20 protein-coding genes and 1 tRNA gene are annotated in these 25094 nt (G+C 59.5%); 18 read left to right on the forward strand and 3 right to left on the reverse strand.

The features are described 5' to 3' along the window. Positions 1–15: 15 nt before the first annotated feature. Complete coding sequence (locus tag C9E91_RS08580) at positions 16–1119, reverse strand: porin (RefSeq protein WP_107107871.1); 1104 nt, start codon at positions 1117–1119, stop codon at positions 16–18. A 395-nt stretch (positions 1120–1514) separates the two neighbouring features. On the opposite strand from C9E91_RS08580, the gene C9E91_RS08585 reads away from it, so the two are divergent. From C9E91_RS08585 to exoR, 6 genes are all read left to right on the forward strand, one after another. Continuing rightward, a tRNA-Cys gene (locus C9E91_RS08585) sits at positions 1515–1588 on the forward strand. 228 nt (positions 1589–1816) lie between these two features. After that, complete coding sequence (locus tag C9E91_RS08590; protein ID WP_181316042.1) at positions 1817–2488, forward strand: protein-L-isoaspartate O-methyltransferase family protein; 672 nt, start codon at positions 1817–1819, stop codon at positions 2486–2488. Positions 2489–2731: 243 nt separating this feature from the next. Beyond that, complete coding sequence (locus C9E91_RS08595) at positions 2732–3643, forward strand: DUF2497 domain-containing protein (RefSeq protein ID WP_107108133.1); 912 nt, start codon at positions 2732–2734, stop codon at positions 3641–3643. 121 nt (positions 3644–3764) lie between these two features. Beyond that, positions 3765–6608, forward strand: coding sequence for a valine--tRNA ligase (locus tag C9E91_RS08600; RefSeq protein ID WP_107107873.1), 2844 nt, complete (start codon positions 3765–3767; stop codon positions 6606–6608). Between the two features lie 412 nt (positions 6609–7020). Beyond that, entirely contained in the window at positions 7021–8274 is a 1254-nt protein-coding gene (locus tag C9E91_RS08605; protein ID WP_107107874.1) for an OmpP1/FadL family transporter, read from the forward strand. Positions 8275–8980: 706 nt separating this feature from the next. Next, a complete protein-coding gene (gene exoR / locus C9E91_RS08610; RefSeq protein WP_107107875.1) occupies positions 8981–9784 on the forward strand; it encodes an exopolysaccharide production regulator ExoR in 804 nt (267 codons plus the stop codon). A 116-nt stretch (positions 9785–9900) separates the two neighbouring features. On the opposite strand, the gene xth is transcribed toward exoR, so the two are convergent. Together xth and erpA are read right to left on the reverse strand one after the other, a co-directional pair. After that, positions 9901–10686 carry an exodeoxyribonuclease III gene (xth, locus tag C9E91_RS08615; RefSeq protein ID WP_107107876.1) on the reverse strand — a complete coding sequence of 262 codons (786 nt, stop codon included), beginning with the start codon at positions 10684–10686 and terminating at the stop codon, positions 9901–9903. 129 nt (positions 10687–10815) lie between these two features. Then, positions 10816–11148, reverse strand: a complete 333-nt coding sequence (gene erpA, locus C9E91_RS08620) for an iron-sulfur cluster insertion protein ErpA (RefSeq protein ID WP_107107877.1) — start codon at positions 11146–11148, stop codon at positions 10816–10818. A 312-nt stretch (positions 11149–11460) separates the two neighbouring features. Between erpA and C9E91_RS08625 the strand changes: the two genes are divergently transcribed. The 12 genes from C9E91_RS08625 (at position 11461) to C9E91_RS08680 (ending at position 25056) form a co-directional block, all read left to right on the forward strand. Then, the gene (locus tag C9E91_RS08625) at positions 11461–12678 is read left to right on the forward strand and encodes a deoxyguanosinetriphosphate triphosphohydrolase (RefSeq protein WP_107107878.1); all 1218 of its coding nucleotides are present in this window, start codon (positions 11461–11463) and stop codon (positions 12676–12678) included. A 54-nt stretch (positions 12679–12732) separates the two neighbouring features. Then, a complete protein-coding gene (gene argS / locus C9E91_RS08630) occupies positions 12733–14493 on the forward strand; it encodes an arginine--tRNA ligase (RefSeq protein ID WP_107107879.1) in 1761 nt (586 codons plus the stop codon). 62 nt (positions 14494–14555) lie between these two features. Beyond that, on the forward strand, positions 14556–17426 hold the full coding sequence (locus C9E91_RS08635; RefSeq protein WP_107107880.1) for an SPOR domain-containing protein: 2871 nt from the start codon (positions 14556–14558) through the stop codon (positions 17424–17426). A gap of 113 nt (positions 17427–17539) precedes the next feature. Then, complete coding sequence (gene nagZ / locus C9E91_RS08640; RefSeq protein WP_107107881.1) at positions 17540–18553, forward strand: beta-N-acetylhexosaminidase; 1014 nt, start codon at positions 17540–17542, stop codon at positions 18551–18553. Positions 18554–18577: 24 nt separating this feature from the next. Beyond that, positions 18578–19423, forward strand: coding sequence for a segregation and condensation protein A (locus C9E91_RS08645; protein WP_107107882.1), 846 nt, complete (start codon positions 18578–18580; stop codon positions 19421–19423). Between the two features lie 40 nt (positions 19424–19463). Further along, positions 19464–20162: an SMC-Scp complex subunit ScpB gene (gene scpB, locus C9E91_RS08650; protein ID WP_107108134.1), complete on the forward strand. Its 699-nt coding sequence runs from the start codon at positions 19464–19466 to the stop codon at positions 20160–20162. A gap of 248 nt (positions 20163–20410) precedes the next feature. Continuing rightward, positions 20411–20611 carry a twin-arginine translocase TatA/TatE family subunit gene (locus C9E91_RS08655; protein WP_107107883.1) on the forward strand — a complete coding sequence of 67 codons (201 nt, stop codon included), beginning with the start codon at positions 20411–20413 and terminating at the stop codon, positions 20609–20611. Positions 20612–20666: 55 nt separating this feature from the next. After that, positions 20667–21353: a Sec-independent protein translocase protein TatB gene (tatB, locus tag C9E91_RS08660; RefSeq protein WP_107107884.1), complete on the forward strand. Its 687-nt coding sequence runs from the start codon at positions 20667–20669 to the stop codon at positions 21351–21353. After that, the gene (tatC, locus tag C9E91_RS08665) at positions 21350–22177 is read left to right on the forward strand and encodes a twin-arginine translocase subunit TatC (protein WP_107107885.1); all 828 of its coding nucleotides are present in this window, start codon (positions 21350–21352) and stop codon (positions 22175–22177) included. The genes tatB and tatC overlap by 4 nt, the downstream gene beginning before the upstream one ends. Positions 22178–22277: 100 nt before the next feature. Then, entirely contained in the window at positions 22278–23561 is a 1284-nt protein-coding gene (gene serS, locus C9E91_RS08670; protein ID WP_107107886.1) for a serine--tRNA ligase, read from the forward strand. Positions 23562–23632: 71 nt separating this feature from the next. Continuing rightward, positions 23633–24406, forward strand: a complete 774-nt coding sequence (surE, locus tag C9E91_RS08675; RefSeq protein ID WP_107107887.1) for a 5'/3'-nucleotidase SurE — start codon at positions 23633–23635, stop codon at positions 24404–24406. After that, the gene (locus C9E91_RS08680) at positions 24403–25056 is read left to right on the forward strand and encodes a protein-L-isoaspartate(D-aspartate) O-methyltransferase (protein ID WP_107107888.1); all 654 of its coding nucleotides are present in this window, start codon (positions 24403–24405) and stop codon (positions 25054–25056) included. The genes surE and C9E91_RS08680 overlap by 4 nt, the downstream gene beginning before the upstream one ends. Positions 25057–25094 lie beyond the last annotated feature (38 nt).

The raw sequence follows: 25094 nt of genomic DNA on the forward strand, positions 1-25094 counted from the left end.
TCAATTCAGATCAGGTCAGAAGTTGCGCTCGAAGCGGAGAATGCCGGAGACGGTATCGTCCTTGGCATAATCATAGTGAACGTAGGTCACTTCCGGCTCGATCAGCAGATCCTTGACCGGATTGAACTTGAGGTTCGAGGTTGCTTCGAAGATCTTCGAGTCGGTGTAGGCGAGCTGTACGTTCCACTTCAGCTTTTCGTTGATCGGAACGCCTACGCCACCCCAAACAGCCCAGTCACCCCAACCGCACTTGGATTCGTTCACGGTGCCGTTCGGCGCCGTGCAAGCAGAGATATCCTGGTTGGTGCCGGCATACTTGTTGAGCTTGTCGCCATCGGTGTTCCAGCCGCCCATCAAGAAGGCCGAGAAGGCACCGAAGTCTGCATCGACACGAGCCTTGATAGCGCCTTCTTCGACGATCGAATCATAACCGCCGACAACCTTGAAGGACCATGCACCAGCCTTGTAGCCAGCGCCGGCCACAACGTCCGGAGCGTAGTGGTTGGCCTTGTCATCCGTCCACCAGCTTGCGCCGTAGGAAGCGCCCGAGCCGCTGGAGTTGGAGTCTTCGACCGAGACGACAGCCGTGAAGCCGTTGCCGGCATCGTAGTTGTAGGTAATCTGGTTGAGTTCGTACGGACCATCATAGATCACGTCGTCGTTGATGACGTCGCCGGCGTAACCGATGTAGAGGTTGTAGGCCGAGTCTTTCTTACCAACGGTGAAGCCACCGAGGCTGATGTAGGACCACAGCAGGTTGGTGCTGGTGGAGTTGCCGTCGTTCCAGTCCCAACGAACGATGGTTTCGGTCTTCAACGGGCCGTATTCGGTGTCCGTCGCGGTGTCGACGTTCAGCTCTGCACGGGTGTGCCACAGCGTGCCCTGCTTGCTGTCACGGTTGTAAGCATTGTACCACTCACCTTCGGTACGAACCTTGCCGCCGATCTTGAGGCAGGTTTCGGTACCAGGGATGAAGAAGTAGCCTGCACCATAGGCGTCGCAGATGCGAACGTATTCGAGCGGCTCCGGCTCAGCGGCGACGATGGCGTCGGCTGCGTGAGCGCCGGATGCTGCTGCAAGCGCGGCAGCGGAGCCGAGAAGAAGGCTCTTGATGTTCATAATAACTCCAATCTGTTCGTGATTGGGCATGAGATATCGCGCCGAAAAGTCGACGTGCCCAACCCCATCCCGTTCATGTTCCCTATCAGTAGGTGCGAAGTAATAAGCCTCGCGAACTATTTCCTGAACCCGTCTCGCTGATTTGACAAGATACTAAGAGAGGCGAACTATTCGTGCCCTACTCGAAAAAAAATCTTGTTGCAAAAATGACGCAATCCGCCAAATGGTCGCCCTCAAAGGCTTAGTTGGCGCTAATAAATCGTTAAGGTTTGGCGGCGCCTTGCCGGCCGGCGAGGGCTGGAAATCAAGTTATTTGATCATCAGCCTCGATAGGTCTTGCGCTCCAATAAGATTCGTTCTAAACGCCCGCCATCACTCGCCTTTATAAATCGGATGGCCTCGTGGCGGAGTGGTTACGCAGAGGACTGCAAATCCTTGAATCCCGGTTCGATTCCGGGCGAGGCCTCCAAATTCCCTTCTATTGAGCTTGATGCACCGGCGACAATCGATCGATTGGCGCCGTCCAAAGAAAGCGGTTTGACCTTACGCGATAAGGGGAGCGGCTGTTGTCGCGCCGCGACGTATTATCATGAATCTCTGCGCCCGTTGCTACGATGCCTTGAAAGCGCAGCCGCACGCGATTAAGACACGCTGAGCATAGCAGCAACCCCGGCTTTGCCTTTGGGCGCGAGAGGATATGATGGATTTCGAAGCAGCACGCGTGAAAATGGTCGAGAACCAGATCCGCACGACGGATGTCACCTCCCATTCCGTGTTGAATGCGTTTCTGACGGTAGCGCGCGAGAATTTCGTGCCGGAGAAGTCGAAGCTTCTCGCCTATATCGATAATGACATTGAGGTGAGCCCCGCAGCTTCGGGCAAGCCGGCGCGCTTCCTGATGGAAGCCTCGCCGCTGGCAAAGCTTCTGCAGCTCGGTGAAATCACCAAGGAAGATAAGGTTCTCGACGTCGGCTGCGGCACGGGTTACGTCGCGGCACTCCTGTCGATCCTCGCCGGTACGGTCGTCGCGCTCGAATCCGATGAGGCGCTGGCCGCTGAGGCCAAGGCCAATCTCGCCGCGCTCGGCCAGGCAAATGTGACGGTTGTCACCGGCGAGCTGGAAAAGGGCTATGCGGGCAGCGGTTCGTATGACGTGATTTTCGTCAATGGCTCGGTCCAAGAGGTGCGGCAGGTGCTTCTTGATCAGCTTGGCGAAGGCGGCCGGTTGATTGTCGTCCTCGGTTATGGCCATGCTGCGCGCGCCACGGTCTTCAGGCGCGAGCGTGGCGCTCTTTCCGAAAACGTCTTCTTCAACGCCTCGGTCAAGCCGCTGCCGGGCTTTGCCAAGGCCAAGGAATTCGTGTTCTGACCGGTTACGCCGCTGAACTGTTCCATTGAGACGGGCGCTTCGGGCGCCCGTTTTTCGTTGGGCATTGTCGGTGGATAAGTCCACAATATCAGGTGATTCGCAGCCACCGTAACAAAACTGTGCATCAGATGGCTTAGTGCTGTCGCGGTGATTTTTTTCCCAAGGCTAGTATTCTACGCTGGCCCTGATTCGGGCGCTGCTTTGGCAGGATTCGGGTCGTTGTTTGGGAAAACGGGGATGAATATGGCTCAGCCAAGTGTAGTGCGTGAACCGTCCATGGAAGAGATTCTGGCGTCGATCCGCCGGATCATCGAAAGCAACGAGCCCGGCGCCGGTAAGTCCATTTCGCCGTCCCTGCCTGCTGTTTACACCGTTGCCGACGATGAGCAGGATGACGATATCCACCTCACGGTCGACGACCAATTTGCTGCTGTTGATATAGATGATGTACCACCGGCCGCCGCTGCTGCCCCCGATCCGCGTTTCGTCGCCGCCAACTCACAGGCTCCGGCGCGCGAGCCGGAATCATCTGCCCGCACCCTGTCACTCGCCGATGTCGCCGCCCGCGTTCGCGCCGCTTCCGAGCGCAATGCCGCACAACTGAATTCGGCACGCGAAGCGCCGCAACTGCGCGAATTGCCGCCGGCCATGGCCGCGCGTCTTGCTGAGGCGCGTGTCGAACCGGTCGCCGAGGTTCCTTTGCGCAGCGCGATCGCCGAAGCGCCGGTGCCGGTCGTAACCCCGCCTGCAGCCGCTCTTCTCGCCGAAGTGATGGTATCCCCAGCCAAGGTTGAACCACAGCCTGAACCGATGGAAGAGCCGAAGGCTGCGGTCGCTCCCGCTCCCGTCGAGATGCCGGTTTTCACTCAGCCGCAGCAGGCGCCGTCTACCGCAGCCGCTGATCGGTACCTCCCGCAAGTGCAGGCTGAGCTTACATCCTCGCTGATGTCGGAAGCAGCCGGTGCGCAGGTTGCCCGTTCCTTTGGCGAGCTGACAGCCGCCATCGATGGCAGCGAGCGCCGTTCGCTTGACGAGATCGCCCAGGAAATGCTGCGGCCGATGCTGCAGGAATGGCTCGACGACAATCTGCCGACTCTCGTCGAGCGTCTCGTGCGCGAAGAAATCGAACGAGTGGCCCGCGGCCCGCGCCGTTGACAGTCTGAGCTCGGGTTAGACGATCCGCCGCTCCGGCTTCCGGGGCGGCTTTTTTATTGACTTGCCCGCGACCATCCTATTTACAACCCGCATCACCGAACCCTCCAGATCCGGTCCCCAAATGCTCGACAAAACTTATGATTCCGCCGCCGTCGAACCGAAAATCGCCCAGAAATGGGATGATGCCGACGCCTTTCGCGCCGGTGCGAACGCGAAGCCAGGTGCGGAAACCTTCGCGATTGTCATTCCGCCTCCGAACGTCACCGGTTCGCTGCATATGGGCCATGCGCTGAACAACACGCTGCAGGACATCATGGTGCGGTTCGAGCGCATGCGGGGCAAGGATGTGCTCTGGCAGCCGGGCATGGACCATGCCGGCATCGCTACGCAGATGGTCGTCGAGCGCCAGTTGATGGAGAGGCAGCAGCCGGGCCGCCGCGACATGGGTCGTGACGCCTTCATCGAAAAGGTCTGGGAATGGAAGGCGGAATCGGGCGGTTTGATCTTCAACCAGTTGAAGCGCCTCGGGGCCTCCTGTGACTGGTCGCGCGAACGCTTCACCATGGACGAGGGCCTGTCAAAGGCAGTTCTTGAAGTCTTCGTCACGCTTTACAAGGAAGGCCTGATCTATCGCGACAAGCGGCTGGTCAACTGGGATCCGAAAATGCTGACGGCGATTTCGGATATCGAAGTCGAGCAGCATGAGGTCAACGGCTATCTCTGGCATCTGCGCTATCCGCTCGAAGAAGGCGTTACCTATCAGCATCCCATCGCTTTCAATGAAGAAGGCAAGCCGACGGAATGGGAGACGCGCGACTATCTCGTCGTCGCCACCACCCGCCCGGAGACCATGCTCGGCGATACCGGCATAGCCGTTCATCCGAGTGACGAGCGTTACAAGGCAATCGTCGGCAAGCACGTTATCCTGCCGATCGTCGGCCGGAGCATCCCGATCGTTGCCGACGAATATCCGGATCCGACCGCAGGCACGGGCGCCGTCAAGATGACGCCCGCGCATGATTTCAACGACTTCGACGTCGGCAAGCGTCGCGGCCTTCGCGTCGTCAACATCTTGACGCCGGATGCCCGCGTCACCATCAAGGACAACGAGGATTTCCTCGAAGGTCTCGACAATCCGGCAGCACTACATGGTGCCTGGGATGAGCTTGAAGGCAAGGATCGTTTCGAAGCCCGCAAGATCATTGTCCGCATCTTCGAAGAGGCCGGCCTGCTCGACAAGATCGAGCCGCACAAGCACACCATTCCGCATGGCGACCGTGGTGGCGTTCCGATCGAACCGCGCTTGACCGAACAATGGTATGTCGATGCCAAGACGCTTGCCGAACCGGCGATCGCCTCCGTTCGCGAAGGGCGTACCAAGCTCGTCCCGAAGAGCTGGGACAAGACCTATTACGATTGGATGGAGAACATTCAGCCCTGGTGCATTTCCCGCCAGCTCTGGTGGGGGCATCAGATCCCGGCATGGTATGGCCCGGATGGTCAGGTGTTCGTCGAAAAGACAGAGGAAGAGGCGCTGCAGGCTGCTATCCAGCACTATCTGTCGCATGAAGGGCCGATGAAGGCCTATGTCGAGGACCTGCTGGAGAACTTCAAGCCGGGCGAAATCCTGACGCGCGACGAAGACGTGCTCGATACATGGTTCTCCTCGGCACTCTGGCCGTTCTCGACGCTCGGCTGGCCGGACAAGACGCCGGAGCTTGCGCGCTACTATCCGACGAATGTTCTCGTCACCGGCTTCGATATCATCTTCTTCTGGGTCGCCCGCATGATGATGATGGGCCTGCATTTCATGGAAGACGAAAACGGCGACCCCGTCGAGCCGTTCAGCACGGTCTATGTTCACGCCCTGGTGCGCGACAAGAACGGGCAGAAGATGTCGAAATCCAAGGGCAACGTCATCGATCCGCTCGAACTCATCGACCAGTATGGCGCCGATTCGCTGCGCTTTACGCTGGCGATCATGGCGGCGCAGGGCCGCGACGTGAAGCTCGATCCGGCCCGTATCGCCGGTTACCGCAATTTCGGCACCAAGCTGTGGAACGCCACGCGCTTCGCCGAGATGAACGGTGCCAAGAGCGATCCGCATTTCGTGCCGGAAGCCGCCGAGCTCACCATCAATCGCTGGATCCTGACGGAACTGGCCCGCACCGAGCGGGACGTTACCGAAGCGTTGGAAGCCTATCGCTTCAACGATGCCGCCGGTTCGCTTTATCGCTTCATCTGGAATCAGTTCTGCGACTGGTATCTTGAACTGCTGAAACCTGTGTTCAATGGTGACGATGAGAACGCCAAGTCGGAAGCACAATCCTGCGCCGCCTACGTTCTCGAAGAAACCTACAAGCTGCTGCATCCCTTCATGCCCTTCATGACGGAAGAGCTGTGGGCGCATACGGCAGGCGAAGGCAGGGAACGCGATGGCCTGATCTGCCATGCCGATTGGCCGGCACCGTCCTATGCCGACGATGTCGCCGCCGATGAGATCAACTGGCTGATCGATCTCGTTTCAGGTTTGCGCTCCGTACGCTCGGAAATGAACGTGCCGCCCGCCGCCACCGCGCCGCTGGTGCTCGTTGGCGCCAATAGCCTGACGCGGGAGCGGCTGTTCCGCCACGACGCGGCGATCAAGCGGCTGGCGCGTGTCGAGGCGATTTCGCTTTCCGACACAGCACCGAAGGGCGCAGCCCAGATCGTCGTCGGCGAAGCCACCGCCTGCCTGCCGCTCGGCAGTCTCATCGACCTCGCTGCCGAAAAGGCACGTCTCGAAAAGGGGATCGCCAAGAACGAACAGGAGATTGCCCGCATCGTCGGCAAGCTCTCGAACGAGAAGTTCGTCGCCAATGCCAATCCGGATATCGTCTCCGCCGAACGCGAGCGCCTGAGCGAACTCGAAGGCCAGCTTTCGAGCCTCAAAGTGGCGCTTGAAAGGGTCAGCGAAGCCGGCTGAAGAACCTGTAACAATCTTGATTTAAGGGTACGCTGCCAAGGGCAGCGTGCCCTTTTTTGTTGCGCTGCTGATTCGGCGGCAAGCGTCAAAAAAATTGCGTCGCTTTTTGGGGCGCTCCAGCTTCGCACAGGTAAGAATGGTTACCCCTAAATTGGTAGGGTTTCTTGAAAAGCAAGACTGTTGTCAGATTGTAACAGAACTGTTGCTATGAGGAATAATAATCTACTTGGGGCCCCTAATAAACATTAGAGAAGCAAAAATGCCTAAACTTGGCTGTGATTGGGCGTGCAGATCACTTTCTTACGTAAGTCAGTCAATATGTCGCAACATTGTGGATAGCCGGCGCCGCATTGCCAATTCGGGTGATCGTCGCAACAATCGGATCAACGAATACGCAAGTGGGGGAGACACAATGGCATTTCGTATTGCGCTGAGGGGCGCATTTGCATTCATTATCAGCTCGTCATTCGCCAGCGCCGCTTTTGCGGGCGGGCTCGATCGTGCTGGCTACGATATCGACTTGCTCTTCGATAAGGGGCGTTACGTTTTCGAGTCCGGCGTGACCTATGTAATGCCCGATCGCAAGCTGAAGAATGCAAAGGACATCAATGCGGCGGACGGCAACCTCAATGGCCGCCCGAATTCGGCCGATGCCACCGAAAATTACGCCGTGCCCTATATCGGCTTCAAGATCGGCATCACCGACGACATCGATTGCATGGCCGATTATTCCGAGCCGTTCGGCGCCCATACAAATCCGGGCTTGAACTGGGCCGGCGCCAACAATGAAATCGAAACCAAGGTGCGTACGCACAATTACGCGGCGACGTGCTCCTACAAGTTCGATGCCGGTCCGGGTCAATTGCGCCTGATCGGCGGCGGCTTCTATCAGGAAGTCAGCGGCTTCAAGTCCCGTCTGGTTTCCGTCGTTCCTGCTCCGTTTTCCGCTGTCTATGATGGTGTCGGCTCGCTGGATGTCGATGGCCATGGCTGGGGCTGGCGCGCCGGTCTCGCTTATGAGATCCCGGAATACGCCCTCCGTACCAGCCTCGTTTATAACAGCCGGGTCAAATACGATAACCTCAAGGGCACCGTCGATCTGACGGAACTGCCGCCCGTCCGTGCGTTCTTCGGCAAATCCACCTCTGTCTTCGGTTCAGCCGATGCGCCGGACTCGCTGGAATGGAAGGTGCAGACCGGCATCGCGCCGGACTGGCTGGCATTCGGTTCGGTCAAATGGACCAACTGGAGCGTTCTGCAGAGCATCGCGCTTTGCCCGACCTCGACGCGGGGCATATCCTGCCATACGGGTGGTGCGACTGAGCTCACCTCACTCGATCTGCTCTATCAGGACGGCTGGACGATCACCGGCGGTATCGGCCACAAGTTCAATGACCAATGGAGCGGCGCGCTCAGCTTGAGCTGGGATCGTGGCACCAGCCAGGGTTACGGCCTGAGCTCGGACACCTGGACGCTCGGCGCCGGCGTTTCCTACAAACCCACCGAGCATGTCGAGTTCACCTTCGCCGGCGCGCTGGGCCTGCTGACCAGCGGCAAATCCGGCGAAATCACCTCCAACGGCATCACCTATGGCGATGATGCGACCTATAGCTTCGGCAACGATTTGGTCGCTGCGCTGTCGACGTCGATGAAGGTCAGATTCTGAGCCTAAACCATTGAGCTGAAGCAAGTTCCGAGGGTTGATCCTCGCCGCTTCCAGCGATTCCCGCGCCGCGAGCCCTTTTCGGTCTCGCGGCGTTTTAATACCAGCTTCAGCGCTCAGCCATTCTCAAAGACGACCCGCAAAATCGTCCCGCCTACCGTTTCGTGGTTAACGAAACCTCAAGATCGGCAAACTCTTTGTGACGAATCGGCAACACTTTATTTCAACAGATTACGGGCGTGTATCCGGCGCCCAATTTGTCCATTTCCCGCCACAAATGGGGAGCACCGATTATGCGGGCAAAGGGGCAAGCCTTAGTGGAAAGTGCGTAAACGGTTGATGGGTCAGTTTACACCTCAGGAAAAAGAGCAATCCGGGATCGGAACGACGGCGTTCACGATGCCGCCGGAAACGCATTATTTCCCGAAGGAATCAAGAACTCGTTCGATCGCAAGTCTCTCTTTTTCGACAGTAAAGCGGCGGGCTGCTTCAAGAGCGAAATGTGATCGTGCCAGCGTGGATGCTCGTTTGGACATAATTTCAGACTACGCTCGGAAATGTGGCGAACGGTGTTGGGCTGGTACCCTGCAGACTTCCTTAAATGGGGATCTCGCTGGTTTACGTGCCGGTAGGGAATACATTCGCAGGCCTTACGGTGCAGGTGGGATCACCGTTGCGGATGCGAATGGAGCGAAAGAAATCGACTGTTATGTTTAAGTCCGAGTTCATATCAGCGAGAATGATGATGCTCAGCCTGTCGCTTGCCACTTCGGTGGCGCTCGCAGGCCAGGCCCTGGCATTCGACATCAATGCGGGTGTCACCAAGGAATCGGGGCCTTTCGATCTCTTCAAGTTCGGCTTCCGGGCCTACAAGAACGGCCAGAAGGAAGAGGCGGTCGAAGCCTATCGTTACGCCGCCGAGAAGGGCCACACTGGCTCGCGTTGGGCGCTCGCCAATATGTATGCCGACGGGGATGGCGTGACCCAGGACAATTTCGAGGCCTTCAAGATCTATAGCGAGATCGCCCAGCAGGGTGTGGAGCCCGGCTCCGAAGATACCGGCTTCTTCATCAACGCGCTGCTCGCACTCGCCAACTATTACAAGACCGGCATTGCCAACAGCCCGGTCAAGATCGATCTCAATCAGGCACGCCAGCTCTATTTCCAGGTCGCATCGACCTTTGGCGTTCCGGAGGCGCAGTTCCAGCTTGCGCAGATGATGCTGGCGGGTGAGGGCGGCGCAGCCAATGTGCAGCAGGCCAAGAAGTGGCTGAACCAGGCCCGTAAGAGCGGCCATCCCGGCGCAATGGCCGTCTTCGGCAATATTCTCTTCCAGGAGGGCCAGTCCGTGCGTGGCCTCGCCTTCATGACGGCGGCGCTCGACAAGTGCAAGCCGAAGGATTGTACGTGGATGCAGGACCTGCAGGAGCAGGCCTTCTCGATCGCCAACGAGGATGACCGTCGCGTCGCCGTGTCCATGGCGCATCAACTGGATGTCGCCGGCGCCGAATAATCTCCGATTTCAGGCCTAGAGCGGTTCAGCGTTTAACGGAATCGCTTTCCCGCTCTATCTCTTTGTTTTTACGCATTCCAGGCGGAAAACCGCTTCGCACTTTTCCTGGAATTGCTCTAGAAATCGAAGTGCGCGATGACGGGAACGTGGTCCGACGGCTTTTCCCAGGCGCGCACATGCTTTTCGATTGCAGCCGAGGTCAGGCGATCGGCCGCTTCCGGCGATAGCATCAGGTGATCGATGCGAATGCCGTTGTTCTTCGGCCAGGCGCCGGCCTGGTAATCCCAAAAGGAATAGAGCTTGATCTCATCCGTTGTGGCGCGCACCGCATCGGTGAAGCCGAGATGTTCGAGCTGTCGAAAAGCCTGCCGGGTTTGCGGCAGGAACAGCGCATCGTTTTCCCAGACCTTGGGATCGAAACAATCATGCGGTTCCGGAATGACGTTATAGTCGCCGGCGAGGATTGTTGGCTCCTCCAGTGCCAGGCGGCTGACTGCGAATTTCCGCAGGCGCTCCATCCAGGCGAGCTTATAGGGATATTTTTCCGTATCGATGGGATTGCCGTTCGGCAGATACAGGCAGCAGACGCGAAACGCGCCATGTTCCGGCACGGAAAACACCGCTTCGATGAAGCGGGACTGTTCGTCGGCCTCGTCGCCGGGCAAGCCACGGGTCACTTCGTCGGGCTTCATCTTGGACAGGATCGCGACGCCGTTGAAGCCCTTCTGGCCATGCGTTTCGACGTGATAGCCGAGCGCCTCGATCTCGAAGCGCGGAAATCCTTCGTCGACTGTCTTGATCTCCTGCAGGCAAACGATGTCCGGATCGGAGTCCTTCAGCCACTGGCATAGGTTCTCGATACGCGCCTTGACGCCGTTGATGTTCCAGGTGGCGATCTTCATGAAGGGAAGGCTCCTCTGCTTTGATTTTTCTTTTATCCGCAGCAGACGGCCTTGGCCACCCGTTCAAACGAAAACCGGCCGTAAGCAACAGCTTCCGGCCGGTGATTCATCGTTGGAAAAACAGGAGCCTTAGATCGAAAAACTCGTGCCGCAGCCGCAGCTTGCGACCGCATTCGGATTCTTGATCTGAAAGGACTGGCCAAGCAGATTGTCGACGAAGTCGATCTCGGAGCCCGCCATGTAAACCAGCGACAATTGGTCGATCAGGACCGTAGCGTTGTCTTTTTTGACAACGATATCATCGTCTTGTGGTCCGTCGACAAGATCGAATTTATAGGAGAATCCGGAGCAGCCGCCACCTTCGACGGCGACGCGGAGCGCTCGCTTGCCGGCCTCGGCGCTGACGATCGCGGCGATTCGCTTTGCCGCTGCGTCCGATAGAGTTACACTTGTCTCAGTCATGCCTTCCTCCTGCCGGGGTCAAGATCCGGAGAGAACCAATGGGCCGTCCGACTTTCAAACGGCTGATATCCATAGCCTTTATCATGAAAGTGCGCTCGGTGACAGCTATGGTTATAGGGTTGAGCCATGCGCCATTTTGCTGTTTCTCTCCGGTATAGGTATGAAGGCCGTAAAGCGGCGTCAATGGGCCAGAGCATCCCGTATTGGAATGGCATCATCAAAATGCGGAGACGATGCTTTGGATTAGAGGGAATGGAGCGGCCTTTGCGCGTTCAATCGAATGCGGCGTTCTGAAGCCGGAATGGATGGATAATGACGATCGACAGGCATGCATTGGGTTTCGGTTATGGTGAGCGGGCTATCTATGCGACCGATCCCAGGGAATCGCGTGGACGGCTTTACGAAGAGGGGTCGAGCCCGACGCGTTCCGATTTCCAACGCGACCGCGACCGCATCGTCCATACGACCGCTTTCCGGCGGCTGAAGCACAAGACGCAGGTCTTCATCGCGCAGGATGGCGATCACTACCGTACGCGTCTGACGCATACTATCGAGGTGGCGCAGATTGCCCGCGCCTTGGCGCGCGCACTGAAGCTCGATGAGGATCTCGCCGAAGGCGTGGCGCTCGTCCACGATTTTGGCCACACCCCCTTCGGCCATACCGGCGAAGACGCGCTGCACGAGGTGCTGCTGCCCTATGGCGGCTTCGACCACAATGCGCAATCGCTGCGGATCGTGACTAAGCTCGAGCGGCGTTACGCCGAATTCGATGGCTTGAACCTCACCTGGGAGACATTGGAAGGACTGGTCAAGCACAACGGTCCGCTGCTGACATCAGATGGCCAGGGAACGCGCGGCCCGGTGCCGCAACCGATTCTCGATTATTGCGAAATCCACGATCTGGAAATCGCGACTTTTGCCAGCCTCGAGGCCCAGGTCGCGGCGATCGCCGACGACATCGCTTACAATACGCATGACATCGATGACGGCCTGCGCTCCGGCTATCTGAACTTCGATATGCTGGAGGAAATTCCATTTCTTTCGGCGCTGATGGCCGAGGTGAGGGCGCTCTATCCGCATCTGGAGCCGAGCCGCTTCACCCATGAGATCATGCGCCGGCAAATCACCCGCATGGTGGAGGACGTGATCTCCGTTTCGCAACAAGCGCTCAGCGAGATCAGACCGGGCAGCGTTGCCGATATCCGCGCCGCCGGCCGCATCATCGCCACCTTCTCTGCGGAAATGGCCGAGACGGACAAGCAGATCAAGCAGATGCTCTTCAAGCGCATCTACCGCCATCCGGATATCATGCGCATCCGCGCCGGTGCCGCGCAGATCGTCACTGATCTGTTCCAAGCCTATATGGGCAATCCGCAGGAGATGCAGAGCCACTATTGGGTAGACCATATTGCCGGCCTCGCCGTTGCCGCCAAGGCCCGTCATGTCGGCGACTACCTGGCCGGCATGACCGATACCTATGCCATCAGTGCCCACAGGCGTTTGTTTGACCAGACTCCCGATTTGCGGTAGGCAGCGGCGGCGTCGGGCCGACAGGGCCCGCCCAAGCTATGCGTGGACAATATGATGAACCTTTTCACCGATTTCGAAGTCAGAATTAAGAACGCTCTGGAACAAATTGATATTGTGAAAGAAAAGCGATCCGAACTCGACTTCGGACGTGTCGGCGTGGAGCCGCCGCGAGACGCTAGCCATGGCGATGTCGCCACCAATGCGGCCATGGTGCTGTCGAAGCCGCTCGGCACGAATCCGCGCGCGCTCGCTGAGATCATCATCACCAAGCTGAAAGAAGATGCCGATGTTGCCGAGGTTTCGGTAGCCGGCCCAGGCTTCATCAATATTCGCCTTTCGGTCGGTTATTGGCAGCGCCTGCTGGCGACGATGATCTCCGAAGGCCAGAATTTCGGGCGCTCGACCCTTGGTGCCGGCCAGAAGGTCAATGTCGAATATGTCTCCGCCAATCCGACGGGGCCGATGCATGTCGGCCATTGCCGCGGCGCCGTCGTCGGCGATGCGCTGGCGAATCTGCTCGGTTTTGCCGGCTATGATGTCACCAAGGAATATTACATCAACGACGCCGGTTCGCAGATCGACGTGCTGGCGCGCTCGGTCTTCCTCCGTTACCGCGAGGCACTCGGCGAGCAGGTCGGCGACATCCCGGCGGGCCTTTATCCCGGCGACTATCTTGTTCCGGTCGGTGAAGCGCTGGCGAAGGAATTCGGCACCAAGCTTCGGGGCATGCCGGAAGACCAGTGGCTGCCGATCATCAAGGAGCGTGCCATCGATGCGATGATGGCGATGATCCGTTCTGACCTGGAAGCGTTGAACGTCCATCATGACGTCTTCTTCTCCGAGAGGACGTTGCACGCCAATGGCGCGGCCCTGATCCGCACTGCGATCAACGACCTGACCTTTAAGGGATATGTCTACAAGGGTGCGCTGCCGCCGCCGAAGGGACAGTTGCCGGAAGATTGGGAAGACCGCGAGCAGACCCTGTTCCGTTCGACGGAAGTGGGTGACGATATCGACCGGCCGCTGATCAAGTCGGATGGTTCCTATACCTATTTCGCCGCCGATGTCGCTTACTTCAAGAATAAGTTCGACCGCGGCTTCAACGAGATGATCTATATTCTCGGCGCCGACCATGGCGGCTACGTCAAGCGGCTGGAAGCCGTGGCGCGCGGGGTCTCGGATGGTCAGGCGAAGCTGACGGTGCTGCTGTGCCAGCTCGTCAAGCTGTTCCGCAACGGCGAGCCAGTGAAGATGTCGAAGCGCTCCGGCGATTTCGTCACGCTGCGTGATGTCGTCGAAGAGGTCGGCCGTGATTCCGTGCGGTTCATGATGCTGTACCGGAAAAATTCAGAGCCCTTGGACTTCGACTTCGCCAAGGTGACGGAACAGTCCAGGGACAATCCGGTCTTCTACGTGCAATATGCCCATGCGCGCTGCATGTCGGTCTTCCGGCAGGCTAAGGAAGCCTTCCCGGATCTCGATATTGCCTCGCTCGATCTGGCAAAAGCGGTCAGCGGCACGATCTCCGATCCGGCCGAATTACAGTTGATTGCGAAGATTGCGGAATTCCCGCGAATCGTCGAGGCTGCAGCTCAGTCGCAGGAGCCTCACCGCATCGCTTTTTATCTTTACGATCTGGCAAGTTCCTTCCACGGACATTGGAATAAAGGTAAAGATTTACCTGAATTACGATTTGTTAACGATAAGAACCGAGAATTAAGCATTGCCAGACTTGGGCTGGTGCACGCTGTCGCGTCGGTTTTGAAGTCAGGTCTTGGTATAACCGGGACCGCAGCACCGGATGAAATGCGATAAACGTCACCATTTACCCACATTGCGCTGGCATTTATCTGTAGCGTTTGCGAGTGGATTGGGTGATGGCAGAAAAACAGTTGGCGTATCGCGCAAGCGGAAACGACGAGTTCTTTGCGGATGATGATCCGCTTGCCGAACTCGCCCGCATCGTCGGTTTCGAGCCGCGGCCTGCCGCGCAGGCGGCGCCCGCAACTCAGCGACAAGAGCCGGCCTTCGATCTCGAAGATGAACTCTTGCGAGAATTCGAACGCTATGATGCGCCTCGTTTGAGTCCTGCTGATGACATTCCGGTTTCGCCGGAAGATCAGCCTTTTGCCGGCGAAGCTCAGCTCTCGCATCCGGTAGAGCCGGCGCGCACGGAACCCCAGTTTGTCGAGTTGCCACAGGCCGTGGCTCCAGCCAAGCCAGTGGTCGGTGCACGCGATCTGATCGACGAACTCGAAATGTCGATCGCGCCGGCCTTGCAGCCCGCACCGGCTCCGCAGCCTGTTCCGGCCCCGCAGGCGGTAGCTCCGGCTCCAAAGCCTGCGCCGACGCCGCAGTCCGCTGCCGCCACCGTGCGGCTGCCGATTGCCAATTTCACCGTCGCGGCTCCGGCGCAAGCAAAGCCTGTGGCGCAAGCTCCGGTCGCGCCGCCTCTTGTCCAGGCGCAATCACCCATCGAAACGGCGCTCGATTTCGATCTGCCGATGATGCTGGACGCCCCTCAGTCCCAGCCAGTCGCGGCTCAACCGGACGTACCGTTCGCCAAGGCGCCGGAGCCCGTCGCGCCGGTCCCGATGGATGCTGCGGCTCTTTCTGCTGAAATCGACGATCTGCTGGCCGATGTCGACCGCTATCCGGTTCCTGCCAGAGGCGTCGCACCGGAAGCGAAGGTTGAACCGAGCTTCGATATTTTCGACCTGCAGCCCAAGGCGCCGGCAGCACCTGTGCACGTCCCCGCTGCAGTAGTGACTGCTCCCGTTGTTTCGGCTCCGCAGCGCGAAGAGCCGAAACCGATCGCTCTGGAAGCCGACGATCCCTTCGCCGGCCAGGACTTCGAGTTCGACCTCGCGGATATCGAGATGGAGCTCGCCGAGCTCGATTTCGCCGAAACGAGCAAGTCTGCTCCGATCCCGCAGCCGGCGCCTGCTCCCATGGCCGCGCCGCAGCCTGCTCCAGTTGTCTCTCGGGCGACGCCGATGGCTGCGCCTCTAGCGGCTCCCGTCGCCACGGCCGCCGCAATGACTGCCGCAGCGGCTGCGCCCAGCCTCATGCAATCCCCGCGCCCAGAGCCGGCTCCGCAGCATACGGCTCCGCCGGCTGCCGTTGCCGCAGCGCCGGTGACGCGCAAGGCCGTGCCTGTTCTCGATGCCGATCAGGCCCTGCCGTTCGATCCGTCCGAAATCTCCGATACCGAAGAGCGCGTCGAGAATTTCGAAGGCTCCCATGTTCCGAACCTGCCGCCGGTCGAGCCGGAAGAGCCGATCGTGGTGCCGCCGGAATATGATTTCGACATCGATTCGGAGATGGCAAGCCTATTTGGCTCGCCCGCCAAGGAAGTTGCTCCCGAGCCGATCAAGCCGGCTGTAGCCGCGGCCCTGGGCAGCACGACGACTCCATCCTGGTCCAAGAATGCGGCTGCAAAACCCGCTCCGACGGCCAAACAGCCTGCCGAAGAGTTCGACGAGTTCGAACGGGCGTTGGAAGAGGACTTCCGCCGCAGCTACCGTGAAGCCTCCAATCCGGTCGACAACGTCGCCCGCATGACGCTGAACCCGGCGGCTGTAGCCGGCCGTCGTCCGGCGCGTTCGTTCCGTGGCATGGCGACCGCCGCTGCGGTCATCGCTGTTCTGGGTCTCGGCGCCTACGGCGTCTACGGCTGGGTTCGTCACGGTTCGCCGATTTCGAGCTTCTCCGGCGAGCCGCGCGTCATCACGGCCGATGCCGATCCGGTCAAGGTCGCTCCGGAAAATCCAGGCGGCACGGTTGTTCCCAATCAGGACAAGGCTGTTTACGACCGCGTAGCCGGCGACAGCACTGCTGCGCCGAAGCAGAAGGAACTGGTTTCCTCCAACGAACAGCCGGTAGATGTCGTCCAGAAGACCTTGATCCCCGAATCCGTGTCGCCTGACGATGGCAGCGAAGATCAGGTCACTCCGACGCCGGTCGGCGAAACCGAGGATCCGAGGCTGCTGCCGAACCAGAACGGCAACAATGCCAACACTGCCGCCAACGACGACGCCCAGGTCCCCTCGGTGTCGCCGCGCAAGGTGCGCACGATGATCGTCAAGCCGGATGGCTCGCTGGTTGCTCGTGAGGAGCCGGCTGTCGACAATACGACGACGGCAGCGTCTCCGGCTTCGACACCGAAGACGCCCGCCGTAAAACCGCCGGTCGGTAGTCAGGTCGCTTCCGCCGATCTTCGCCCGTCGACGGCAGACACGCAGGCCTCGCAACCGGCCGCTGCTCAGTCGGACGATGGCGATGCGGCCAGTGCCGAAAGCACGCCGATCCGTGTTGTGAAGACCACTCCGGTTCCCACATCGCGTCCGGCACAGCAGCCCGCCAAGGCTCCCGCGGCTGCCCCTGCCGTTGCCACGAATAATGCCGCCGCTCGCCCGGCTCCGGCTCAACCGAAGCCTCAGCAGGTCGCATCGGCGACCCCGGCTGCGGCCCAGCCGGCTCCGGCTGCATCGGCAAGTGCCGGTGGTGCTTACGGCGTGCAGATCGCTTCGCTGCCTTCCGAGGCGGAAGCGCAGAAGTCGCAGGCCAACCTGAAGACCAAGTTCGCCAGCGTTATCGGTGGCCACCCGCTCGAAATTCGTAAAGCCGATATCGCCGGGAAAGGCACCTACTATCGCGTCCGCGTCGTCGCCGGCTCCAAGGATGAAGCTGCCGACATCTGCCAGCGTTACCGCGCCGCAGGCGGCACCTGCCTGATCTCGAAGTAAGAGATCAAGGCCGAACGATTGTGGAAAACGGCGGGCTAAGGCTCGCCGTTTTCTTTTGTGTATCTCGGTTTGAGGTTATTCGCATTTCGCGGGGCGGCCTTTATGATTCGAACATGACCGAATCAAAATCCATGATCCTCGGCTGTAGCGGCCATTCCATCACGCCCGAAGAGCGTTCCTTCTATCAGTCGGAACAGCCATGGGGCTTTATTCTCTTTGGACGCAACATTTCCGAGCCTGCGCAGATCGCCGATCTCGTCGCTTCGTTGCGCGACAGCGTCGGCCGCGATGCGCCGGTGTTGATCGACCAGGAAGGGGGCAGGGTGCAGCGCATCCGCCCGCCGATCCTACCGCACTATCCGTCCGGTCAGGCGCTGGGCGATATCTATAGCCAGAACCGCGAACAGGGCCTGCGCGCCGCCTGGCTGATGTCGCGGCTGCATGCTTTCGATCTCCTGAAGTTCGGCATCAACGTTGATTGCCTGCCGGTGCTTGATGTCCCGGTCGAAGGATCGAGCAACGTCATCGGCAATCGCGCCTATGGCGGCGATCCCGTGACGGTGACGGAGATGGGACGCGCTGCCGCCGAAGGGCTCAAGGCCGGCGGCGTGCTGCCGGTGATGAAGCACATGCCGGGCCATGGCCGTGGTTTTGCCGATTCGCATCATGAATTGCCGGTCGTCACGGTCTCGCGCGCGGAGCTGGAGGCGCATGATTTTCCGCCTTTTGTGGCGCTTAAGGACGAACTGATGGCAATGACCTGCCATGTCGTCTTTACCGATATCGACCCCACTAATCCGGCGACCACGTCGCGCAAGGTCATCGACGAGATCATCCGCGGCCATATCGGCTTCCAGGGGCTGCTGCTCTCCGACGATACCTCGATGAACGCTCTTGCCGGCACAATCGGCGAGCGTGCGGCGAATATTGTTGCGGGCGGATGCGATATCGTGCTGCATTGCAACGGCGTCATGGATGAGATGCGGCAGGTGGTGCGCAATGTTCCGGCATTGACCGGCACCTCGCTTTCGCGCGCGAAAGCGGTCGAGGCGGCTTTTGGCCGCAATGACGGCGCCGACGAGGCTTCGATCCGCGCCGAATTCGACGCGATGTTTGCAGTGGCATAGGACCGAACTCCAGGGATCTGACGGGTGAACAAGGTGGACGGCACGGAAAAGAGCCTGCATGCGCAAGCGCCGATGGACAAGCTGTGGCAGGACAATGGCACCGAGCGCGGCATGCATGAGCCGGCGCTGGTGGTCGATATTGCCGGCTTCGAAGGCCCGCTCGACCTTCTGCTGCATCTTGCCCGCAATCAAAAGGTCGATCTGTCGCGCATCTCCGTGCTGGCGCTTGCCGAGCAATATCTGTTGTTCATTGAACGTGCCCGCCGGATCCGGATTGAGCTTGCGGCCGATTATCTCGTCATGGCTGCCTGGCTCGCCTATCTCAAGTCGAAGCTGCTCATTCCGCAGCAGAGCAAGGAAGACGGTCCGACCGGCGAAGAAATGGCCGCGACGCTCGCTTTCCGGCTGAAGCGTCTCGAAGCCATGCGGGATGCGGCGACTGGCCTCGTCAACCGCAATCGTCTCGGCCGCGACGTCTTCGCCCGCGGAGCGCCCGAACATATCCCCGACCGTCGCCAATCGGCCTATGACGCCAGCCTCTACGATCTGCTGACCGCCTATGCTGGCCTGCGCCAGCGTCAGGCGATCACGCAGGTGACGATCGAGCGCCGCCGCGTCTGGTCGCTGGTCGATGCCCGCACGATTCTCAGCCGCATGATCGGTGAGATCACCGATTGGACGGCCTTGGAACACTATCTGCTGCGCTATATGACCAGCGCGAGCGAGCGGGTTACCGCCATCGCGAGCGCCTTTGCGGCCTCTCTGGAGCTCGTGCGCGAGGGTAAGCTGGAAATTCGCCAGGACGGCGCGTTTCAGCCGCTTTATATGCGGCGCGGACCGAACCATGCTGAACTCGAGGCGGCGGAATAAAACAGGAGCGAATGTGAGCGGCCCGGACGACGATCACCGCATGGACGATGAACCGGCTGCACCGGCAGTGCGGGACGATGACACCGGCCTTTTCCGTGAGGCCGAACGCATCGCAGAGGCCCTTGTCTTCGCGTCCGCCCAGCCGGTGTCCGAAGGCTTCATCGCTGATCGCGTCCCGCGCGGCGTCGATGTCCACTCCATCATGCAGCGTCTGAAGGCTGATTACGCGAGCCGTGGCGTCAATCTGATACAGATCGACGGCGCCTGGGCGTTTCGCACCGCCGCCGATCTTTCCTTCGTCATCCGCCGCGATGACAATGAGGTGCGGAAGCTCTCGCGTGCCGCGCTCGAAGTCCTGGCCATCATTGCCTATCACCAGCCGGTGACGCGCGCCGAGATCGAAGATATCAGAGGCGTCCAGACGTCAAAGGGGACGCTGGACGTGCTGATGGAATCCGGCTGGGTGCGCTTTCGCGGCCGGCGGCGCACGCCGGGCCGGCCGGTGACGCTGGGTACGACACGAGATTTTCTCGATCATTTCGGTCTGGAAGAGCTGCGCGACCTGCCGGGTCTCGAGGAATTGAAGGGGGCAGGGCTGCTTTCGGGCCGTATTCCCGCCAATTTCAATATTCCGTCGCCATTGATGAGCGACGAATTGACCGAGGACGAAGATCCGATCACGCAACTGGATCTGGAGGAACTCGGTCTCCTGGCGCCAGGCGGCGCTTCGGACGACTGAAGCGGGCATTGCCAGCACATCCACGGGCCGATCGGCTGCGGTAAAGCTTTTTTCCAGGCAGTAATGTCAAGTCTCGGTTTTGCCATTAGAAGAGACTAATATGAAAGTCGTTCTCTTCAGTTGGGGATGCTCGGCCGTGGCTTTGGCGTTCGCTATCCCCATATGCGCCGATGCAGTACATTTTGGTGTTTGAAAAACATCTGTAAACGTCTTACATCGGGAAGACGTTGAAATTGGGAGTTATCGCAATGGGTTCTCTAAGCATATGGCACTGGCTGATTGTCCTGGCCATCGCGCTGTTGTTGTTCGGCCGTGGAAAGATCCCGGAGCTGATGGGTGACGTAGCCAAGGGCATCAAGAGCTTCAAAAAAGGCATGAGCGACGAGGATGAGACGCCAACTCAGACGACGTCCCGCACGGTTGAACACAAGGCCGACGAATCGAAATAATCATGTCGGGCACGCAGGGAGCTGAAATGCTCGCTGTCGGCCCAGGAGCCTTTTCATGTTCGACGTAGGCTGGTCTGAGCTGCTGGTTATCGCTGTCGTGGCGCTTGTGGTCATTGGCCCTAAGGAACTGCCGACAACGCTGCGGACAATCGGCAAGATGACGTCGCGGGCGCGAAAAGTGGCGGGCGAGTTCCGTGCACAATTCGATGAGGCCATGCGCGAGGCGGAGCTGGACGATGTGCGCCAGACGATCTCCGATGCTCAAAAGCTCAATCCGGTCAATTCATTGCGGGAAGCAATGAACCCGCTGCGGCAGATGGGCAACGAGATCAAGGCCGACCTGCAGCGTTCGACGCCTGCTGCGGCAACATCGACGCCGGGGGAGCCCGTTTCCGAGCCATCAATGGGGCTGCCGGAAATGCCTCCGATCATTCCCGCAGCCAGTGAGGCAGCGCCGGTTGCTTCGCCAGCTTCGGTGACGCCGCCGCAACCGGTCGTCGTTGCTGAACAAGCACCTGCCAAGCCGAAAACCGTTCGCAAGCCTCGGGCAAAAGCGCCGGGCAAGACCGACGAGGTCGCCGCTGCGGTGGTGGACACCTCGGTTGTCGCGGAAAAGCCGAAGCGTGCGCCCCGCAAGGTGGTCGCGGCGGCCACTGTCGATGCTCCTGCTGCCGCCGCTGTAGCTCCCAGGAAGCGCCCGACGGCGAGCAAAACAACGCCTAAGAAGAAGGACCAGGCATGACGGGTGATATCGACGATAAGCCGCAGCCGCTTATCGAACACCTCATGGAATTGCGCACGCGGCTGATCTGGTCGCTGGTGGCGTTTTTCATTGCCTTCATCGGATGTTTTGCCTTTGCCAAGCATCTCTTCAACTATCTGGTCTACCCCTATAAATGGGCTGTCGTCTGGGCGCATCTCGATGTCACCAAGGCCGAGCTGATCTATACCGCGCCGCAGGAGTTTTTCTTCACGCAGGTGAAGGTCGCCATGTTCGGTGCGCTAGTGATCTCTTTCCCGATCATCGCCGCACAGATCTATAAGTTCGTTGCGCCCGGGCTCTACAAGAATGAGCGTTCTGCCTTCCTGCCGTTCCTGATCGCATCGCCGATTCTGTTTCTGATGGGCGCAGCGCTCGTCTACTTCTTCTTCACCCCGATGGTGATGTGGTTCTTCCTGAAGATGCAGCAGGCGCCGGCCGAGGGTCAGGTGGGCATTGCGCTGTTGCCGAAGGTCTCGGAATACCTCAGCCTCATTATGACGCTGGTTTTCTCCTTCGGTCTCGTCTTCCAGCTTCCGGTCATCACCACGCTGCTGGCGCGCGTTGGCCTGCTGACCTCGCAGTGGCTGGCGCAAAAGCGCAAGTTCGCGATCGTCTTCGCCTTCATCGTTGCCGCGGTGCTGACGCCGCCGGATCCGATGTCCCAGATCGGCCTTGCACTGCCGACAATCCTTCTCTACGAGATTTCCATCTACGCGGCGCGACTCGTGGAACGCCAGCGTGCCCGGCAAGCTCTCGAGGAGAGTGGCGAAAGGTCCGATGTCGCCAAGACGGATAGTGTCTGAGCGGCAGGTCTGCATCGTCTTTTCATAGGGTTTTGCCGGTTCGATCTCCGACCGAAATCTCGGTCGGAGCTATGCTCATGTGCAACGACCTGGAACGACGATGCTTGATATCAAATGGATTCGTGAGAATGCCGAGGCTTTGGATGCAGCGCTTGCCAAGCGCGGGGCCGAGCCTTTGTCGCAAAGCCTCATTGCGCTCGACGAGAAGCGCCGCTCCGTCATTCAATCCGTCCAGGATATGCAGTCTCGCCGCAACGCCGCTTCGAAGGAAATCGGCGCGGCCATGGCGCAGAAGAACACCGAGCTTGCCGAAAAGCTGAAGGCCGAAGTCGCCGAGATCAAGACGTTGCTGCCGGCAGCGGAAGAAGAAGAGCGCGTTCTGACGGCCGAACTCAACGACGCCCTGTCGCGCATTCCCAATATTCCGCTCGATGACGTGCCGGTCGGCAAGGACGAACATGACAATGTCGTCAAGCATGCCTGGGGCGCCAAGCCGACCTGGAATCACAAGCCGAAGGAACACTTCGAGATCGGCGAAGAGCTCGGCTACATGGATTTCGAGCGCGCTGCCAAGCTCTCCGGCTCACGTTTCACTGTGCTGACCTCGCAGCTTGCGCGCCTGGAACGGGCGCTCGGCCAATTCATGCTGGATCTTCATACGGGTGAACACGGCTACACCGAAGTCAGCTCTCCACTGATGGTGCGCGACGAGGCCATGTTCGGCACCGGCCAATTGCCGAAATTCGCCGAAGACCTGTTCAAGACCACGGATGGCCGCTGGTTGATTCCGACCGCCGAAGTGACGCTGACCAATCTCGTCTCCGGCGAAATCCTCGATCAGGAGAAGCTGCCATTGCGCTTCACCGCGCTGACCCCGTCCTTCCGGTCAGAAGCGGGTTCGGCCGGCCGCGATACACGCGGCATGCTGCGTCAGCACCAGTTCTGGAAATGCGAACTCGTCTCCATCACCGATGCCGAAAGCTCGATTGCCGAACACGAGCGCATGACCGCCTGCGCCGAGGAAGTGCTGAAGCGCCTTGGCCTGCATTACCGTGTCATGACGCTCTCGACCGGCGATATGGGTTTCGGCGCCCGCAAGACCTACGACCTGGAAGTCTGGCTGCCGGGGCAGGACACCTATCGCGAGATTTCCTCCTGCTCGGTCTGCGGCGATTTCCAGGCGCGACGTATGAACGCCCGCTATCGCGGTAAGGACGACAAGGGCACGAAATTCGTGCACACGCTGAACGGTTCCGGCACCGCCGTCGGCCGCTGCCTGATCGCAGTCGTCGAGAATTATCTCAACGAGGATGGTTCGGTCACTGTTCCGGACGCACTGCTGCCATATATGGGTGGTCTGAAGAGAATCGAGCGCGCAGCCTGATTTGACGTGACATGATCTTGTCCGAAAACCGCTTCGCACTTTTCGAGGTCATGTTTTGAGCGGTGGGGGCAATGCGGATACTTCTGACCAATGACGACGGCATTCATGCCGAAGGATTGGCCGTGTTGGAGCGCATCGCCCGCACCATGTCCGATGACGTCTGGATCGTTGCGCCGGAGACGGATCAAAGCGGCCTTGCCCATTCGCTGAGCCTTTCCGAACCGTTGCGCTTGCGCAAAGTCTCCGACAAGCAATATGCTTTGCGCGGTACGCCGACGGATTGCGTCATCATGGGCATCCGTCAGGTTATGGATATCAAGCCGGACCTGGTGCTCTCGGGCGTCAATTCCGGCTCCAATGTTGCCGACGACGTCACCTATTCGGGCACTATTGCCGGCGCCATCGAAGGCACGTTGCAGGGCGTGCGCTCCTTCGCGCTAAGCCAGGCCTATGTGTACGAGAATGGGACACGCGTCGTTCCCTGGGAAGTGGTCGAGGCGTATGCGCCGGCGCTTCTCGGCAAGCTCATCGATATTGATTTGCCCGATAGTACCTTTCTCAATCTGAACTTCCCGAACTGCCGGCCGGACGAAGTTTCGGGCACCGAGGTCACTGCGCAGGGCAATCTTGCCTTCAACCTCCAGGTCGAGGAACGGGCAGACGGCCGTGGTTTCCCCTATTACTGGTTGCGCTTCGGCGAACGCAGCGGCATCTTTCGGCCGGGCACCGATATCCATGCCTTGAAACAAAATCGTATTTCGGTAACTCCTTTGAAACTCGATTTGACGGATTATTCAGCGCAAGACCGCGTGGCGCGGGCGCTCGGGTACGGAGTAGCGGATTGACAGCTCGTTTGCTCGAGAAGGAAGGCTTTGCAGCCGTTGTGCTGCGGCTGCGAGCCGAAGGCATTTTGGACATCGATCTGATGACGGCCGTCGAACAGACGCCGCGCCTTCCTTTTGTGCCGCCGCAATTTTCCGATGATGCCTATTCCAGCCGAACGATTCCGATCGAATGCGGTGCCTTCATGGAAGGCATCGATCTCGTCGTCCGCATTCTGCATAGTCTGAAGGTCAAGCCCGGCCATCGCGTTCTCGAGGTCGGCACCGGCAGCGGCTTCACTGCCGCCGTCATGGGCCGCATCGTCGAGCGGGTACTGACGGTCGATCGCTACAAGACCCTGACGACGGCAGCGCAGCAGCGCATGGATACGCTCGGCCTGCGCAACGTCATCATCCGCCAGGCTGACGGCAGCGTCGGCATGCCGGGTGAGGGTACCTTCGATCGTATCCTGGTGACCTCGGCCTTCACCACCATGCCACGCTTCTTTGCGGAGCAACTGGTTTCCGGCGGGTCGATGATTGCGCCGTTGATACTTTCAGACAATGTTTGCCGTATGGTGCGTCTCACCAAGACCGGCAGCCGCTTTGAGCGCGAGGAACTGTTCGACGTTCCCTATCAGCCGATCGTGCCGATGCTCGCCTCTTATCTTTGAGGCCTAATTTAGATTGAAATCCTTCGAAGGATCCCTGC

It is taken from the genome of Rhizobium sp. SEMIA4064, from assembly GCF_003025035.1.
GTDB classification, from domain to species: domain Bacteria; phylum Pseudomonadota; class Alphaproteobacteria; order Rhizobiales; family Rhizobiaceae; genus Rhizobium; species Rhizobium paranaense.